Source organism: Allopusillimonas ginsengisoli (assembly GCF_004153455.1).
In the GTDB taxonomy this organism is placed as follows: domain Bacteria; phylum Pseudomonadota; class Gammaproteobacteria; order Burkholderiales; family Burkholderiaceae_B; genus Allopusillimonas; species Allopusillimonas ginsengisoli.
Genome location: NZ_SDQE01000001.1, coordinates 23,944 through 40,533 on the forward strand (window position 1 = coordinate 23,944; position 16,590 = coordinate 40,533).

The 16,590-nt window shown below is 57.0% G+C and carries 18 protein-coding genes; 3 read left to right on the forward strand and 15 right to left on the reverse strand.

Going from position 1 to position 16,590, the window contains the following annotated elements; translation table 11 throughout:
* Positions 1-19: 19 nt before the first annotated feature.
* From flgL to flgB, 11 genes are all read right to left on the reverse strand, one after another.
* Complete coding sequence (flgL, locus tag ERE07_RS00145) at positions 20-1,261, reverse strand: flagellar hook-associated protein FlgL (protein ID WP_130006832.1); 1,242 nt, start codon at positions 1,259-1,261, stop codon at positions 20-22.
* Positions 1,262-1,307: 46 nt separating this feature from the next.
* Complete coding sequence (gene flgK, locus ERE07_RS00150; RefSeq protein WP_130006834.1) at positions 1,308-2,951, reverse strand: flagellar hook-associated protein FlgK; 1,644 nt, start codon at positions 2,949-2,951, stop codon at positions 1,308-1,310.
* 145 nt (positions 2,952-3,096) lie between these two features.
* Complete coding sequence (gene flgJ / locus ERE07_RS00155; protein WP_130006836.1) at positions 3,097-3,918, reverse strand: flagellar assembly peptidoglycan hydrolase FlgJ; 822 nt, start codon at positions 3,916-3,918, stop codon at positions 3,097-3,099.
* Between the two features lie 8 nt (positions 3,919-3,926).
* Positions 3,927-5,132: a flagellar basal body P-ring protein FlgI gene (locus ERE07_RS00160; RefSeq protein WP_130006838.1), complete on the reverse strand. Its 1,206-nt coding sequence runs from the start codon at positions 5,130-5,132 to the stop codon at positions 3,927-3,929.
* A 57-nt stretch (positions 5,133-5,189) separates the two neighbouring features.
* Positions 5,190-5,879, reverse strand: a complete 690-nt coding sequence (locus tag ERE07_RS00165) for a flagellar basal body L-ring protein FlgH (RefSeq protein WP_130006840.1) — start codon at positions 5,877-5,879, stop codon at positions 5,190-5,192.
* Positions 5,879-6,664, reverse strand: a complete 786-nt coding sequence (gene flgG / locus ERE07_RS00170) for a flagellar basal-body rod protein FlgG (RefSeq protein ID WP_130006842.1) — start codon at positions 6,662-6,664, stop codon at positions 5,879-5,881. Before flgG ends, ERE07_RS00165 begins: the two co-directional genes overlap by 1 nt.
* A 49-nt stretch (positions 6,665-6,713) precedes the next feature.
* Positions 6,714-7,451, reverse strand: coding sequence for a flagellar basal body rod protein FlgF (locus ERE07_RS00175; protein ID WP_130006844.1), 738 nt, complete (start codon positions 7,449-7,451; stop codon positions 6,714-6,716).
* A gap of 11 nt (positions 7,452-7,462) precedes the next feature.
* Positions 7,463-8,683 carry a flagellar hook protein FlgE gene (flgE, locus tag ERE07_RS00180; RefSeq protein WP_130006846.1) on the reverse strand — a complete coding sequence of 407 codons (1,221 nt, stop codon included), beginning with the start codon at positions 8,681-8,683 and terminating at the stop codon, positions 7,463-7,465.
* A gap of 103 nt (positions 8,684-8,786) precedes the next feature.
* A complete protein-coding gene (locus ERE07_RS00185; protein WP_130006848.1) occupies positions 8,787-9,470 on the reverse strand; it encodes a flagellar hook capping FlgD N-terminal domain-containing protein in 684 nt (227 codons plus the stop codon).
* A 40-nt stretch (positions 9,471-9,510) separates the two neighbouring features.
* The gene (gene flgC, locus ERE07_RS00190) at positions 9,511-9,927 is read right to left on the reverse strand and encodes a flagellar basal body rod protein FlgC (protein WP_130006850.1); all 417 of its coding nucleotides are present in this window, start codon (positions 9,925-9,927) and stop codon (positions 9,511-9,513) included.
* A gap of 25 nt (positions 9,928-9,952) precedes the next feature.
* Positions 9,953-10,363, reverse strand: a complete 411-nt coding sequence (flgB, locus tag ERE07_RS00195) for a flagellar basal body rod protein FlgB (protein WP_130006852.1) — start codon at positions 10,361-10,363, stop codon at positions 9,953-9,955.
* 140 nt (positions 10,364-10,503) lie between these two features.
* On the opposite strand from flgB, the gene flgA reads away from it, so the two are divergent.
* The 3 genes from flgA (at position 10,504) to flgN (ending at position 12,051) form a co-directional block, all read left to right on the forward strand.
* Complete coding sequence (gene flgA / locus ERE07_RS00200) at positions 10,504-11,211, forward strand: flagellar basal body P-ring formation chaperone FlgA (protein WP_130006854.1); 708 nt, start codon at positions 10,504-10,506, stop codon at positions 11,209-11,211.
* Between the two features lie 76 nt (positions 11,212-11,287).
* Positions 11,288-11,575, forward strand: a complete 288-nt coding sequence (gene flgM, locus ERE07_RS00205; RefSeq protein WP_130006856.1) for a flagellar biosynthesis anti-sigma factor FlgM — start codon at positions 11,288-11,290, stop codon at positions 11,573-11,575.
* A gap of 2 nt (positions 11,576-11,577) precedes the next feature.
* Positions 11,578-12,051: a flagellar protein FlgN gene (flgN, locus tag ERE07_RS00210; RefSeq protein WP_130006857.1), complete on the forward strand. Its 474-nt coding sequence runs from the start codon at positions 11,578-11,580 to the stop codon at positions 12,049-12,051.
* A 71-nt stretch (positions 12,052-12,122) separates the two neighbouring features.
* On the opposite strand, the gene flhA is transcribed toward flgN, so the two are convergent.
* The 4 genes from flhA to cheY are packed head-to-tail and all read right to left on the reverse strand — an operon-like array spanning position 12,123 to position 16,491.
* On the reverse strand, positions 12,123-14,258 hold the full coding sequence (gene flhA, locus ERE07_RS00215; RefSeq protein WP_130006859.1) for a flagellar biosynthesis protein FlhA: 2,136 nt from the start codon (positions 14,256-14,258) through the stop codon (positions 12,123-12,125).
* The gene (flhB, locus tag ERE07_RS00220) at positions 14,255-15,442 is read right to left on the reverse strand and encodes a flagellar biosynthesis protein FlhB (RefSeq protein ID WP_130006861.1); all 1,188 of its coding nucleotides are present in this window, start codon (positions 15,440-15,442) and stop codon (positions 14,255-14,257) included. Before flhB ends, flhA begins: the two co-directional genes overlap by 4 nt.
* A 3-nt stretch (positions 15,443-15,445) precedes the next feature.
* Positions 15,446-16,093 carry a protein phosphatase CheZ gene (cheZ, locus tag ERE07_RS00225; protein WP_130006863.1) on the reverse strand — a complete coding sequence of 216 codons (648 nt, stop codon included), beginning with the start codon at positions 16,091-16,093 and terminating at the stop codon, positions 15,446-15,448.
* A complete protein-coding gene (cheY, locus tag ERE07_RS00230) occupies positions 16,090-16,491 on the reverse strand; it encodes a chemotaxis response regulator CheY (RefSeq protein ID WP_130006865.1) in 402 nt (133 codons plus the stop codon). Before cheY ends, cheZ begins: the two co-directional genes overlap by 4 nt.
* Positions 16,492-16,590: the final 99 nt, after the last annotated feature.

A 16,590-nucleotide genomic window follows, 5' to 3' on the forward strand; every position in this document is an offset into this window, starting at 1 on the left:
ACAGCGCTTCGCCATTGAGCTAGTTCGCAACCAAGTTGAACAGGCTGGTGGACTGAATTTTTCTGAAAGCAAGCGAGGCAGCTTCCAGGGCAGATAGTCGCAACTGCAGTTGCGTTGAAGCACGGTAGTAGTCCAGACCTTCGAGATTGGAGAGATGCATTGCGTAGCCAAGATCCCGTAGGCTGCCGCTATCGTCCAGTGCATCAAGCTCATTCATGCGTGCGCCTACCGATGCGCGTACCGTGAGCACATTGTCGTAGTGGCTGCCTATCCGTTGCGTCGCACTTGCCAGAACGTTACTGAAACATGCTTTGGCATGATCGTTCCCTTCCATCGGGCTGCGAAGCGCGGCAATGACACTGTCGAGCGTGTCGAAGATATTCAAACGCGTTGCCTCGCCATTGAGAGGCTCTGCAAAGAAAGTATCTTCGCTTGCGGGCGATCCGCACACCATAACCCGTACCCCCGAAGACAGGACGATGGTGTTCTCTTTGTCGGGGATGTAACGCTGGTTTTCGCGTGTTTCGACGGTTTCCCCCAACCCATCAGTAACCGTTACGTTATAGGTGATCTCATCCGTGAACGTAATCGTGAAATAGTGCCCTGCCTGTGCTGCCCTCGGATCGGTGATCACAGGCGCGCCAATGCGCCCGGTGCCGATGTTATCGACCGTGGCCCGCGTCAGGTAAGCATTTGAACCGGGTACTGCTCGCTCCAGAATATCGCTGCCTATGTCACTACCTGCAATGCGCCGTGTGGGGTCGGCCTGTACCGTGCGTTGCAGCTGATCGCCGCAATAGACAATACGCCCGGCTTCCTCCTGATATGCGGCCACTTCTCCACGAGAACCTGAGAACAGGTACTGGCCGTTGCCATCCGTAGCATTGGCCAGGCCGAGCAGATTATCGCGCGCCCCCAAGAGTACATTCCCCAGTGCGGCACGGTCGTGATCAGACAGGGTGCCATTGCCCGCTTCTATCAGCCGGGTCTTGATTTCCTGCAATAGCAGCGTCATCGACAACAGGGTATTTTCCGCGGTGCCCAGGCTGCGCCTGGCAATATCACGATTTTCCGCAAGGCGCTGATTGAGCGATTGAGACTGGCTGATATTGATGGCCTGCGCAGCCGCAAGCGGATCGTCCGCCGGGGTAATGAGCCGTTTGGTACTCCCAAGCTGCTTATATAGATGCATAAGTTCGGACTGCTGGCTATTGATGGCATGCAGGCCGGTTTGGTAGAACTGGTTGGAACTAACGCGCATAATTGCAGTCTCGAAATTCAGATGTAAAAATATGAGCCACTCATCGTTAGCTGCGCAAACTCAACAACGTGTCGAATAATGCATTGCTCACAGAGATAAGGCGAGCGGCCGCCTGAAATTGCTCCATGTGCCGCTGTATATTGATGTACTCTTCGTTTAGGTTCACGCCAGACACCGACTGCTGGGTCGCAAAACTTTGCTGAATCAATGCCGCCTGAGCCTTGGCCTGCGTGCTGTTTTGTTGCGTCAGCACCCCCACTCTGTTCACAATCTGCGAGAACGCTTCGTTCAGGCTCACGGTGCCATTGTCGAAGATCTTGGCCGTCTGCAGCTGTGCAAGCGCAAGGGCGGTATCGCCATTGGCGGTGCCTGTATTGGACGCGGCCGCGGCGATCGAGGCTGGATCCGTGATGGCCAGCGCCAGCGTTGCGCCCGCTGACCGCGTGGGTTGTACAAGCCAGCTATCTCCCACCGCGGCCTCGCCATCCCCAAACGCAAAGCTGATGCCATCGATATTGGTCTGATCCGCGCTAAGTTGGGTTACAACGCCCGCTGGGATGCTGGTTACGACGTAACCGCCCTCTCTATGCTCTACGCGGTAGTCCTGCCCGCTCAACGCGCCCACGTCGAAGTAGCTCGCCGTTACACTGCCCGAACCGGCGTTTACGGCGTGCGGCATTCCTGCAACGCCGCCCAGTACGAAAAAGTCCTTGCCTTCCGCGCCCGTCAAATCCATCCCGGTTCGGTGTATTTCATTGAAAGCCTGCGAAAGCCCCACCGCCATGCGGCCAAGCTGATTCTGCAACTGACCCAGCGTTTCGTTCCGATACTGCAGCAAGCCTCCCAGCGTCCCACCTTTGATACGATCTTCCGGCAAATCGGCCAGCAGCATTGCGCCATCAGGCCCCTGCACCGAATAGGCAACTGCGACACGCGCGGGGTCAGACGGCGACGGCCTGGTGTTCAAAGGGAACACCTTATTGCCGCCCAGCAACAGCTGCCCGTTACCTACCGCGAGACTGAATTGACCGTCCTGATCGACCACCTTTACACCAATGAGCTGCCCAAGCTCAGATACCAAGCGATCACGCTGATCAAGCAGATCGTTCGGTTCATGGCCGATCGCGGTGGCGCGCGCGGTGATAATCTGCGTGTTCAAATCGCGTACGCGTTCGGCATAGTTGTTTACCTGCGTGACGATGGTGGAAATTTGCGTATTGATGTTATCGCGCTGGCTATCGAGAAATTCGTTGGTATCGTTGATTTGGCCAACCAGGCCTGACGCACGGCCCAACAGCTCCTGGCGCGCAGCGCTGTCCGCCGGAGCTGATGCCACCGCCTGCACACTCGCAAAGAACTTCTGCAATGCCGGGGCGATGCCGACAGTATGATCGGCGAGCAGATTATTGATCTGCGAGATTTCTGCACCGTAGGCCGCAATGGAAGCACTGGTGGTCTGGGCACTGTCCAGCTTGCGAGCAAGAAACTCATCATAAGCGCGCTGAACCGTAACAACCTGCACCCCACGGCCAACATTGCCTGCGGAGCCTGTCGCCCCACCCGCACTGGAAACCAGCACAGACTGCCGGCTGTAACCCTGCGTGGCGGCGTTATTGATATTGTGGCCCGACGCCTGCAGACGACTTTGCGCGGCATTAAGCCCCGAAAGACCAAGATTGGCTAGATTCATAAAAATTTCCACTGAATGCGACGGCAGTACGATCCATCGCGCATGGTGACGTTAACGATCGTGTTAACGTCACCATGCGCGAAAGATTTAATGCTCAAGCAAGTGAAGCTAGCCCGAGGTGCCCAGCCAACGGTGCCCAAACATCTCAATGATCCGCATCAAAATACGACATGATGGAAATCAGTTTATTTGCATACTCGGGGTCGGTGGCGTAGCCCGCATCCTGTATCCGACGCGCAGCCTCTTGCGCGCAGTCCGTCTGGGTAACGCCGCGATAACGAGCGCTTTGAGTTATCAGGCGAGCATAGTCGGAGAATGATTCCATATAGGAACCATAGGCACGAAAAGCCTGAATCAATTTTTGAGGCTTGCCGTCCACGTATTCCGTGGTGACAACATTCGCCACTTTTCCGGACCAGCCCGCGCCAGCTTTGATGCCAAAGAGATTAAAGCTGCCTGAGCCATCCTCATGCCTGATCTCCCGCCGACCCCACCCCGACTCCAGGGCGGCCTGGCTAAGTATCAATTTTTCGGGTATACCGCTATGCCGGGCAACCAAGCTGGCCGAATCAGCAAGCTTGTCAATAAACGCCCTGACATGCCCGGGTATGTTCCTCACAGCCTTTGCCACGCCGGTTGGCGAGGCCGTTGCGCGCAGTTGCTCAAAGAGCGCTTGAGCCAATCCCAGACCAGGGTTTGCCAGGCCAAGCGCAGTCTGCTCATCGTTCAAAGCCTGCGCCATCCTCACCGGCTCCCCATCCAATAGGGGCGTTGCAACACTCGCTTGCCTGGCCTGCTTGAGCATCAACTGAATGAACAAAGCTTCGAACTGCTGCGCCACTTGTTGCTGCGCTGCCTTGGGTTCAGTGTCCGTTCTGAGCTTCTGCCGCAAGGATGCAAGGCCATTGAAATCCAGCGAAGTTCCAAGCCCTTCAACAGGGCGCGGTATGTATCGAACAAAGGACATTCTCGCTCCTAGATGACTTCCAGATCGGCGCGCAGGGCACCTGCGCTTTTGAGATTCTGTAGTATTGAAAGCAGATCCTGCGGGGTAGCACCCAAAGCGTTCAATGCCTTGATGACATCAGAGAGATTGGTACTCGTGTGCACACGCTGCAAACTGCCGCCATCTGTACGCATCTCCACTCGAGCAGTGTCCGAAACGACAGTCTGCCCACCCGCGAAGGGTGTTTCGGGCTGACTGACCTCGGGATCGCGGCTGATGACCACGGAAAGATTTCCGTAGGCGATCGCCGCCTCTTCTATTGTCACGGTACGGTTCATCACCACAGAGCCAGTCCGGGCGTTGATGACGACTTTGGCCCTGGCCGGTGGAAGTGCTACCTTCAGGTTTTCGACCTGCGACAGGAACGCGGCCTGCCGGGCAGGGTCCGGTGGACCTTGCAGTTGAATGACGCGCCCGTTAAGCGCATGCGCCGTTCCGGGGCCAAAGTGGCTGTTCAATGCCGCCAGTACGTTTTGCGTCGCGGCGAAATCGATATTGTTCAGTTCCAGGCTGATAACGCCATCGCGCATATACACGGTAGGGACATCCCGTTCGACGATCGCCCCATTCGGAATAATCCCACCATTGAGCTGGTTGACCTGCACACTCGCCCCGCCCGCCTGCGCGCCTGCGCCGCCGACAAGCAGATTGCCCTGAGCAATCGCATAGACCTGACCATTGGCGCCCTTGAGCGGCGTCATCAACAGCGTTCCCCCGCGCAGGCTTTTCGCGTTCCCCATGGACGACACGACGACGTCTATGCTTTGTCCCGGCGCAGCCAAGGCAGGAAGCGTGGCCGTCACCACCACAGCCGCTACGTTCTTGACTTGCATATTACTTCCCTGGGGAAGGGTCACGCCCAGCTGTGAAAGCATGTTGGTAAGGCTTTGTTGCGTGAATGGCGCTTGCCGCATCTGATCGCCGCTGCCATCCAGGCCCACGACCAATCCATAGCCGATCAGGGGATTCTCGCGTAAGCCCTGAATGGTCGCTATGTCCTTGATGCGTTCAGCGAACGCATTCGCAGCCAGGAGCAGGCCCAGAACAGTGGCGAAGGACAGGACAAGGCGTACCCCGAAGCGCTGTGTCCGGCGGAAGCGTCCCGGCTTGACGTGTCTGACGCCGCCCGATGCAAGATCGAGGTCGGAGAACAGGGATGCAGAGGGAGATCTCATTTGAGCGTATGCATATAAATCAAGGACACGTCCTGCGTGAGAAGGAAACACGTTCGACTAAAACGGGGCGATATTCAGGAAAAACCGCTGCAGCCACCCCATGTTCTGGACTTCATCCATGGTTCCATGACTGCGAAGCTCTATGCGCGCATCGGCCACCTGGGTCGACAGAACGGTGTTGGATGCGGTGATGGAGCGCGGATCCACAACGCCCGAAAACCGTATATGTTCGCTGCCACGATTGATGGCCATCTGTTTGTCACCGGCGATCTGCAGATTGCCATTGGGCAGCACGCCAACTACTGTGGTTGTCACAGACCCCGAAAACATATTGTCGGCACGGCTGGCCCCTTTTCCGGACGACTCGTTTTCACCGTTCAGATCGAATGATTGGCTCGCACCGATCTCGCGGGGGAGTATGCCCGGGGAGGTTTTAACGCCAAACCCTGCGCTGCCTTTCCTGGCGGTGGTAGTCTGCACATTCTTGGCGGCATTTGTTTGCTCCTGAATAATGACAGTGACGATATCGCCAACGGCGCGTGGACGACGGTCTTCAAACAGGGGATGATTGCCGAACACGGTGGGCTGATAGATGGCACCATTGGGCTGTGCAACGGAAATCGGGGCATCTGGCGGGCGCGCCGTCAAGGGCCCGGTTACCACCGGCTCGGGCGGTACTAGCGCACACCCTGACAATAAGGCAAGCCACAGGCAGGACAGCCGGCAGGAGAATTGATCAGATCGCATCAAAGCTGCGTCAGCCGGGCAAGCATCTGATCGGACGTTTGCACTACTTTGCTGTTCATCTCGTAAGCGCGTTGCGTCGTAATCATATTCACCAGTTCTTCTGCCACATTGACATTGGATGTTTCGTTATATTGCTGGAGTACAAGGCCGGCGCCGTCGAGCCCGGGCTGCGCAAGGTTGGCGGCGCCCGACGCGTCTGTTTCCACGTACAGATTTTCGCCCGCGCTCTGCAAGCCGGTAGGATTGACAAACGTGGCAAGCTGTATCTGGCCAACCTCTACATTTGTACCTGCCGCGCCCGCCTGAGTTACGGACACAAGACCGTCGCGTGCAATCGTGACGGACAGCGCATTATCAGGAATACTCACTGGAGGCTGGATCGGATAACCGCCCGCGGTTACCAACTGGCCACTCTGATCAACCTGCAAGCTGCCGTCACGCGTGTAGGCAAAGCTTCCGTCGGGCATTTCGACTTGCAGAAAGCCACGCCCCTGTATGGCAATATCCAGACTGTTTCCCGTGTCTTTCAGATTTCCCTGAGTATGGATGCGCTGTGTGGCTACTGTGCGCGCACCCGTACCAATCTGCAGCCCGGACGGCAACTGCCCTGCCGGGCCTACCTGTGCTCCTGGTTGGCGCAAGGTCTGGTACATAAGGTCTTCAAAAACTGCACGGCTGCGTTTGAATCCAGTTGTATTCACATTTGCAAGATTATTGGAGATCACATCCATGTTGGTCTGCTGCGATTCCAGGCCCGTCTTGGCTATCCATAGAGAACGTATCATTGTTTTCCTTCTGGCGCGACGCAACGCGGCGCCCGTGTTATCAGACGATTCAACCTACCGAGAGTATGGCGTTGGCACGTTCCGCATTCGCGCCGGCATCCTGTATGACTTTCATCTGCATTTCAAAATGCCGCGCATTGCTGATCATGCCGACCAAAGCCGAAGCGGCGTTGACATTGCTTTTTTCGAGAACCCCCCCAAGAATGCGAACCTGCGGGTCGTAGGGCGCGTTTGCGCCACCGGCCAAACGAAATGTGCCGTCTCCGCTTCGCTGCATGTCAGCAAGCGAAGGATTCACCAGCTTCAGTCGCGCAAGTTGCTGGGCATCTCTCCCAGCTGGCCCCTGTATGAACACCTGCCCATCACCAGAAAACGCCACAGCACCGCCTTCAGGAATCGACACCCAGGCGCCGTCTTCGGACAGCACGGGCCACCCCTGCTGTGTTACCAGCACGCCTTGAGCGTTTACGGCAAATTCCCCGGAACGGGTATAAGCTTCTCCGGCCGGCGTTTGCACGCTGAACCAGCCTTCGCCGGCAATGGCTGCGTCCAGTGTTCTGCCAGTCTCGACGAGAGAACCTTTCGCGTAACTGCTGCCGGGCGTCGACATCACCGTGGACACGCGCGTGGGCAGGCCAGCCGAACCTATTACCGGAACGGACCGGTAGAGCGAAATCTGCTCGCGAAACCCCGTGGTACCTATGTTGGCCAGGTTGTGGCTGATAACGGCCTGTTGCTCAAGAATACGGGCCGCCCCAGACGCTGCGGTATAGATCATTCGGTCCATGATTTCTCGCGCTAGCGCATTGATATAAGCGTCTGCATGACCTGATCCTGCGTCTTGATCGTCTGCGCATTGGCCTGGTAGGTTCGCTGCGCAATGATCATGCTGACCAGTTCCTGGCTCATATCAACATTGGACTCTTCGACAGCCTGGCCCTTTATCCTGGCCATGCCATTTGAGCCCGGCACGCCCAATATGGCCTGACCCGAATCAGCGGTTTCCACCCAGGCATTGCCACCCACAGGCTTCAGGCCCTGTAGATTGGCGAAGTCGGCCAACACCAGCGAGCCCAGCGCCTGGGTTTTCCCGTTTGTATAGCTGGCTACGATAGTGCCATCGCCCGCAATCGACATGCTGGCATACTCGCCGGTCGAATAGCCGTTCTGGGTAAAGTTATAGGTGAAGTCTCCGCCGAACTGAGTAGACCCTCCGTAATCAATCGAAAAAACAAGCGGCAGTGCGGGTGAGTCGGTTCCACCTATGCCTGCTACCGTCATTGGGACGGGCGCCGCCGGCACTGTCATGCGACCGCCGGCATCGAAGACGAGCCCAACAGGATTGGCGTCGTTGCGTGGTTCGGGAAGCGGATTGCCATTCAGACGGTAATAAACCTGCCAATTGCTTGCCGTGCCGGCGACACCTGTTCGCTTCACAAAGTACTGAGTCAGCTGATGCGCATTGCCCAGGCTATCGTAGACATTCACGGGGAAGGCGTGAGTATAGCTATTGGCATTCTGCGGAGAGAAAACGGTGTCGGCCGGAATCACAACCGCGTTCGCATCGACATTCACGACCGATGTGACAGTACTCGTGGCGGAAGGCGCGATATTTCCCGACGGTACGCGTATGGGTTGGGGTGTCGTGTCGCCATCCATGTAACCCGTCAATCTGTGCCCTTGCGCATTGACGACATAGTGGTTCTTGTCGGCAAGAAACTGACCGTTGCGGGTGTAGAGCACGCTGCCACTTGTGTCAACCATACGGAACATGCCCTTGGCGCCATCAATGGCCATATCAAACTGGTTGCCCGTATTTGCGACCATGCCCACCGTAAAGCGTTGATTGATGCTTGCCACTTGCGTGCCCAGCCCAACGCGTGAACTGGCATATACGTCGGCAAACGTAGCCGAACCCGATTTAAAGCCAACCGTGGCGGCGTTGGCAATATTGTTGCCAATGACATCCAGCGATTGCGAAGCTGCGCTCAACCCGCTCAGCCCTTGCCCGAAACCCATGATCTACCTCTTTTGAAATTAGAAATTAAGTTGCCTGGGTGATCGCGCTCTTTAACCGGATACTGCTAACGAAAAGCCCAAACCTTGTCCTGCTGCAAACCTGCTACATAATTTTTCTGACATCCAGAAGGGCATGCGTGCCGGCCAGGCCCAGGTCTATCCGCATGCCGCCAGACGACTGGCCAACGCTGGAGACCATGCCATAGGTCAGCGGCACAACCGGAACCGACGCGCCGTCTTTGCCTGACGCGGTGGCCTGTATGGCGTAGGCGCCATCCGGCAAATCCACGCCCCCATCCGCTTTCCCATCCCACTGCAGCGACATCACCCCTTCAGGCTGCGGCCCGAACTCCAGCTTGCGCACGACCGATCCCGCGCCATCATGAATGGTCACCACCAACTGCTCTGCTGCCGAGACGACATCAACGCCAAAAGGCGTGGCCTGCCGCGAGGCGCCCTGCCCACCCAGCGCCACTTTGGATCCTGGAACAAGCACTCCTTTGCCGATCAGGCCCGCCGCCTGCATAGACTGAGACATATCGATCTGGCCGGCGAGGGACAACAGGGTATCGTTGAGCTGGCCGATCCCGTGAACCGTCGATAGTTGAGCCATCTGGGAAGTAATCTGGGCATTGTCCATCGGGTTCAAGGGATCCTGATTCTGCAACTGCGTAATCAACAGTGCCAGAAACCTGTCTTGAGCATCGCCCGCCAACTGCTTAGTGCCGGCATTGCGGACAGCCAGTGCGGCGCCCGCAGACATGCCGGCTGCGCGAATATCTGTCATGCCGATGTATCTTCTGTTTCTGTGTTTGACGCATGCATGGCTATTGCCCCATGGCCAGGGTTCGCATCACCAGATTCTTTGCAGTATTGATGACCTCAACATTTGCCTGATAGGATCGCGACGCAGAAATCATATTGACAGTTTCAGCGATCGGATCAACATTGGGCATGGCGACATAACCTGCATCATTCGCCAGCGGGCTCGAGGGTTCGTAAACCAGGCGAGCGGGCGCGCCGCTCTCATACACTGCGGCAACCTTGACTCCACCCACGACCCCCAGACGCCCGCCAGCCGTTAACGGCATCATCTTGAACACCACCTGCCGCGCCCGATAAGGCAGCCCGTCGGGCCCCGCCGCGCTGTTGGCATTCGCCATATTGCTGGCCGATACGTTCATGCGCTGGGATTGCGCCGTGAGCGCTGAACCTGCAATCTGAAAAATACTCATCGAAGACATACATATTTCCTGCAACGGATGACGCCTATTGCTGCAAGGCAGTCATCATTGTTCTGATACGCGCGGAAATCGCCGCAAGATCCGCCTGATAGTGCAAAGCGTTATCAGCAAAACGCAAACGTTCCGTATCCATATCGACCGTGTTGCCATCCATGCTGGGCTGCAGTGGTTGACGGTACAGCAAATGCTCGGGACCGAGCGTGGATGCCTTTGCGGGAATATGGCGTGCGGAAGTCAGGGTCAGCTGCGTATCGGATAGACGCAACGATGCGTCGGACAGTGCCTTCTTGAGCGTTGACGGGAAATCAAAATCACGCGCCTTGTAGTTGGGTGTATCTGCATTGGCAATATTGGCCGCCAGGACTTCCTGGCGATAGTGACGCAAACTGAGCGCCTGCCTGTAGAAGCCAAGCTCTTCGCCTAGCCGGTCTATCATTTTTTGCCTTGGATGTTGAATGAGGTCTATTGAATGTCAGCATGGTAGATGGGGCGAGCAATGCATAAATCAGAAAACAAGGCATCAATAGATAGCCAGTTTCGGCATTGCCATCGCAATGCCGAAAATAGAATGCCTTCATGCTTCGGTTCTCCGCTCTCTATCTTCTGAATCTGGCTGCCTTCCTGGCGCCGGCGCTTGCGGCATCGCCCGATTCGCCGCGGTTAGGCCAGGATCCGGTAATGGTCGCCAACGCCGTCGAAAGCTTCATACGTAACCTGGCTGGCGTATCGCCCGACAATATTGAAGTATCAGTACAGGCGCCGCGGGTAAGCCAGCTTCCGGCATGTGACCGTATTCAGCCCTACCTGCCACGTCACCAGCATCTGCGCGCACGCATGACCGTAGGCGTTCGCTGTACAGGCGCCCAGGCGTGGACGACTTTTGTACCTGCAACCATCCGGCGGTACGGATACTACTATGTGGCGAAGCAGGTGATCCGGCCAGGCGACGTCATCACGCATGACCTTCTGGCAACACGCAGAGGGGATCTGCTCAGCCTGCCCAAAGATGTCGTGCTTGATGAGGCGCAGGCGCTCGGTCATTTTGCAATGCAGCGCATTGCGGCAGGGGTGCCTGTAAGCAGACGAACTCTGCGCACTCCCAATATGATTCGCCGTGGCCAAACCGTGCGCACACAAATCTACGGCCGGGGTTTCGTCGCCACCAGCCAAGCACAGGCTTTGCAGAATGGAAAGCCCGGTGCCGAAATAAAGATTCGAACGAGCGGGGGAAAAATCATCACGGGTGTGGTCCTGAACGGCCATACTGTACATGTGCCTATGTAACCACTAAACTATTTTCAATGCGTGCCGTAACCAGCTCCGAACGACCAGTTGTCCCGCTCACCGACTACGGAGAATCATGTTGAAGATCGCGCCTTGTCTGCTGTCCCCGCTAACGCCAAACCGATATGCCGCTCAGCGGTCTCAAGATGCGGCCTCTGCCACGCCTGCACTGCTGCCAGATCAAAAGCCCGTCCAGCTAAGTTCCGCTGCAAGACATTTGTCCAGCGGGCAGAATACAGGCAGCGACCTCGATGCGGCGCGTGTTCAGGCATTTCGCGAGGCCATGATCGCCGGCCGGCTGGATATCGACACAAGGCGCATCGCTGATGGCCTGCTTGCAAACGCCCGCGAGCTGCTCGGTTAATCATGGACGCCGCCGATCTTCTCTATGCCACGATATGCGAAGAGAACCGCCTCTTGGCGCAGTTCATCGAGATGCTTGAACAAGAGGAACTATTGCTGGCAGGGCCACCGGATATCGATAAGCTTCAGAAAATAACGGTTGAAAAAAATCACCATATCGACCAACTCGTTGCCACGGATGCCAAACGACAGGCACTGCTCGCTCAATGCGGATTCAGTGCCGGGCTCGACGGCTTGGCCCAAGCGGCAGCAAAGCATCGATTCATCAGCGAGCCTTGCGATCTTCTTTTAGAGTTCGCCAAACGCGCCAAGCATCTTAACACCAGCAATGGCGCAACCATCGCTGCATGTTGGTCGCACCACCATGAAGCCTTGAACCAGTTGTCTCGCCTTTGCGGTCACGACGGGCTCTATGATGCCCGCGGACGCAACCTCAGCGGCAGTACCGGCAAGCATGCTAACTTTCGAGCCGCCTGAGATGCTTCGACTTCAGGTGCGCGCGGCCCAGCTTGTATATACCTACCCTTCCCCAAGGGCAGGCCGAATACTCAACCTGTGCCGCTCCCTGTGTCTGCACTTGCACCGATAACGACACCGAACTTCAATACCCGTTCTTCTGGAATTTCCGCGCTGGAAAGCACCGTCATTTGCGGAAAATGGTGACGCAGGAATCTTGACAAAGAGGCCCTCAGCGACGGCGATGTCACCAGTACAGTTGGATCACCATTTGCATCCTGATGGGTCACTGCCCGCTCGGCTTCCTGCAATAGTTTCTCCGCCAGGCCCGGCTCCAACGCGCCGCTCGTCGTGAGGGCCTGCGTCAGTACTTGCTCCAGTCGGCTGTCCAATCCAATAACCTGCATTTCGGCCCCGCCGGGGAATAAATGCTGTGTGATCGCTCGTCCTAATGCTATTCGTGTCAACGCCAGCAACTCGGCGGCGTCCGGGCCAACCCCCGCCGGATCCAAAGCGGCCAGGCGTGGCGCATGCTCGGAGACCGTATCAATAATGCCGCGCAGGTCGCGAATATAAACGCCTTCCTCAAGCAATCCCCTGAGCAGTTTCTGCAGCTGAGGTAGTGTAATCGTCTTGGGAACCAGCTCATCGATGAGTTTCGGCGCCTGGCGCCCAATATGATCAACCAATTGCTGCACCTCCTGGCGCCCGAGCAGTCGCGCGCTATATCTGTGCATGAGGTGATTCAGATGCGTGGCGATGACGGTGCTGGCATCGACAACGGTATAACCAGCGACCTGCGCCTGTTCACATAGCGTTACGTCGATCCACGTGGCGGGAAGACCAAACGCGGGGTCTATCGTTTTGTCCCCGGGCAACGCCATGGCAATGCCGCCAGGATCAATCGCAAGCCATTGACCCATGGACGCAGCGCCTCTACCCACCTCAACCCCAGACAAAAGTATGCGATAGTCATCAGGACGCAGTTCGAGATTATCGCGAATATGGACTACCGGCGGCAGAAAGCCCACCTCTTGCGCGAACTTCTTGCGCAGGCTGCGGATACGGTGCAGCAAGTCGCCATTTTGCGTGTGATCCACGAGTGGAATCAATCGGTAGCCTACCTCGAGCCCCAAAGGATCGACCAATGACACATCATTCCAGCTGGCCTCCTCCGCGGCAGGCTCTACACCTTCCTTTTGCTGCGATTTCTTGTTGGCCGGTTGCGCCGTCTCTTTCAGGGCACGCACATGCCGCCACCACCCTGCCCCGGCCAGCAGCGCCGCCAACAGAAGAAAAGCGGCATGAGGCATACCGGGAATCAACCCCAGCGCCCCCATCAAGCCGGACGTAATAAACAGTACGTGCGGGTTGGAGAACAGTTGACTTGCCATTTGCTGGCCAACGTCCTGATCCGTTGCTACGCGGGAGACGATCACACCCGCTGCAGTGGAAATGATCAACGCTGGAATCTGCGCGACCAGGCCATCGCCTATCGTCAGTAGTGTATACATCCTAGCGGCGTCGCCCAGGCCCAAGTCGTGCTGGGCCATTCCGATAACCAGACCGCCCGCCACGTTGATGGCCATTATCAGCAACCCGGCAATCGCATCGCCCCGCACAAACTTGCTGGCGCCATCCATCGAACCATAGAACTCAGCTTCCTGGGCCACCTCGGTGCGGCGGCGGCGCGCCTCATCCTCATTGACGAGACCGGCGTTCAGGTCAGCATCAATGGCCATTTGCTTGCCGGGCATGGCGTCAAGCGTAAAGCGAGCGCCCACTTCAGCAATGCGTCCGGCACCTTTGGTAATCACAACGAAATTGATGATGACAAGAATCAGAAATACGACAACACCCACGGCAAAATTGCCGCCAACCAGAAAATGCCCAAAGGCCTCGATCACCTGACCGGCGGCATCCGCGCCCTTATGTCCGTGCAGCAGCACAACCCGGGTCGAGGCGACATTCAAGGCAAGGCGCAACAAGGTGGCAAACAAAAGCACCGCCGGGAAAGCCGCAAAGTCCAGCGGTTTTTTCGTGAACATCGCCACCAGCAATATCATGATTGACAGCGAAATATTGAAAGTAAAAAGCAGATCCAGAAAGAACGGCGGCAACGGAAGAATCATCATGGCCAATACCATGACAATCAGTATGGGACCTACCATGAGCCTGGCGTATGAAGCGCCAACGCTATCTCCGAGCAGTGAGCGTATCGCATTCATGCGCCATCACCTTGATATGAAACATTTGTTGCCCGCGATGCCGGACTGCCTGGCTGAGCGGGGTCAAGCGTCGTGGGAACTGGCAGCGACTCGGGCAGGCGAGGCTTATAACCTTTGCCACGCTGCCAGTTGCGCAACTGGAACGCCCAAGCCAAGACCTCTGCGGCCGCCGAGTACAGCGCCGTTGGGATTTCCTGGCCAATATCGACATTGTGATAAAGCGCGCGGGCCAATGGCGGCGCGCTCAGGATGGGTATGCGATGTTGTTCGCCAAGCTGGCGGACCCGGGCGGCCACCAGGCCTACTCCCTTGGCGACGACACGCGGGGCGCCGCCGTCCTCCTCGCGGTAAGCCAGCGCGACGGCATAATGCGTCGGATTGGTAACAATGACATCTGCACGAGGCACATCGGCCATCATCCTGCGGCGAGCCATGGCACGCTGCTGCTGACGTATGCGTGCCTTGACCTGGGGATCGCCATCGTTTTCCTTGTTTTCCTGCCTGACATCCTTGAGCGACATGCGTAGCTTTTTCTGATGGCTGAAAAGCTGCCACGGCACATCGATGAGCGCTACCAAGATCAAAGTTGCGACAATAAGCGCGCAACACAAAGCCACAAGCCCTGTTCCCATCGCCATGGCTCTAGCCTGTGGCACATACGTGAGCCCTAACATCTGCGTCAGATAATGACTAATCACCCATACGCTCATCATGCCTATCAAGAACACCTTGGCCAACGTCTTGATCAGCTCGATCAGCATTTGAGCGGAGAACATGCGGCGAATGCCCTTCATCGGATTCAAGCGCTCGAACTTGGGCTGCAGCGCGCGCATGGAAAGCACAATTCCGCCCAATGCCGCCGGTGCCAGAAGTGCTGTCAAGGTCAGGGCGAAAAGGAAAGGCGCCAAAGACCAGTAAGCATCCAACGCAGACTTTTCAGCCTGAAAGCGCATCAGGCTTTCATCCCGGGCAGCTTCGGGTACAAACCACAGTCCCGCATGCATGATGCGTGACAAACAGCGGTACATGCGTTCCCCGCCCAACCAAAGCCCCGCCAGTCCTATCGACAACAGGAAAAATGTACTCAATTCACGCGAGCGGGCTACTTGCCCCGCTTCGCGCGCTTTCTGCAGGCGCTGTGGTGAAGCCGGCTCGGTCTTTTCCAGATCACTGTCTTCCGCCACGCCTTACAGCCCTAGACTAGCCAGCAACTCATCCACCTGATCCTGGCCAGTGACGATATCCTTTTTTTGCTCGTGACCGCGCCCGGGACCATTCAAGCGAGAAAATGCTTCATCGCGCCGTTCCTGGGGTACGCTATCTATCAGTACTTGGACGAGTTCGGTTTCCAGGGTGGCCATCACGCCTAGCATCTTCGTGATGACTTGACCAGTCAGATCCTGAAAGTCCTGCGCCAGGATGATTTCTCTCAGCAAATCCTGTGTTTCCTGGACCTTGCCTGGCACGTCGGCCAACAGCGTACATGTGTCGTCGACAATCAGACGGGCCTCCGGTATATCCAAGGGCGTTTCGAACCAGTTTTGCCAGCGCATCGCCAGGCCTTCGGCATCGCGCCTGAGTTGATCTTGCAGCGGCATGGTGCGCTCCGCCGCGTTCAGGACGCGATTTGCGGCCTGCTCTGTCATGCTCGCAACGTAGTGCAGCCTATCGCGTGCATCGGGAATGGCGTGCGCCGCATCCTTGATCGCCGTGTCCAACCCCAGTTCACGCATGCTTTGCCTGAGCGTACGGGTTACCAAGGCAATGCGGTGTATGAGGTCGGGGTTTCCGGAGGCATCGTTGTCTGAGACCAGGAAAGTGTCTTTGCTATTCATGATGTTTTCTTCGCCGCAAGCTTCTCGAAAATCCTGCTCAGTTTTTCCTCCAGCGTCGCCGCTGTAAAGGGCTTGACCACATAGCCATCGGCTCCGGCCTGGGCTGCCGCGATGATGTTTTCCTTTTTTGCTTCGGCCGTCACCATGAGCACTGGAAGTGCGCTCAGCGCCGGTTCCGCCCGAATGTGCTTGAGCATGTCCAACCCATTCATGTGCGGCATGTTCCAGTCCGAGACTACGAGCTCAAAGCTGCCGTTCCGCAGCTTCTCCAGACCCTGCGCACCGTCCTCGGCTTCGTCCACGTTCTCGAACCCCAGATCCTTCAACAGGTTCTTGATGATCCTGCGCATGGTCGGAAAATCGTCGACCACCAGGATTTTCATCGTTTTCTGTACCACTTATGCTCTCCGGTTAATACTTGCTTCCCCGCCCTTCATCCGGTTTGGCCGATGGCGTTGCCGCCCTCCGCGTGCGGACCGTGCTCTTTGGCGTGACGG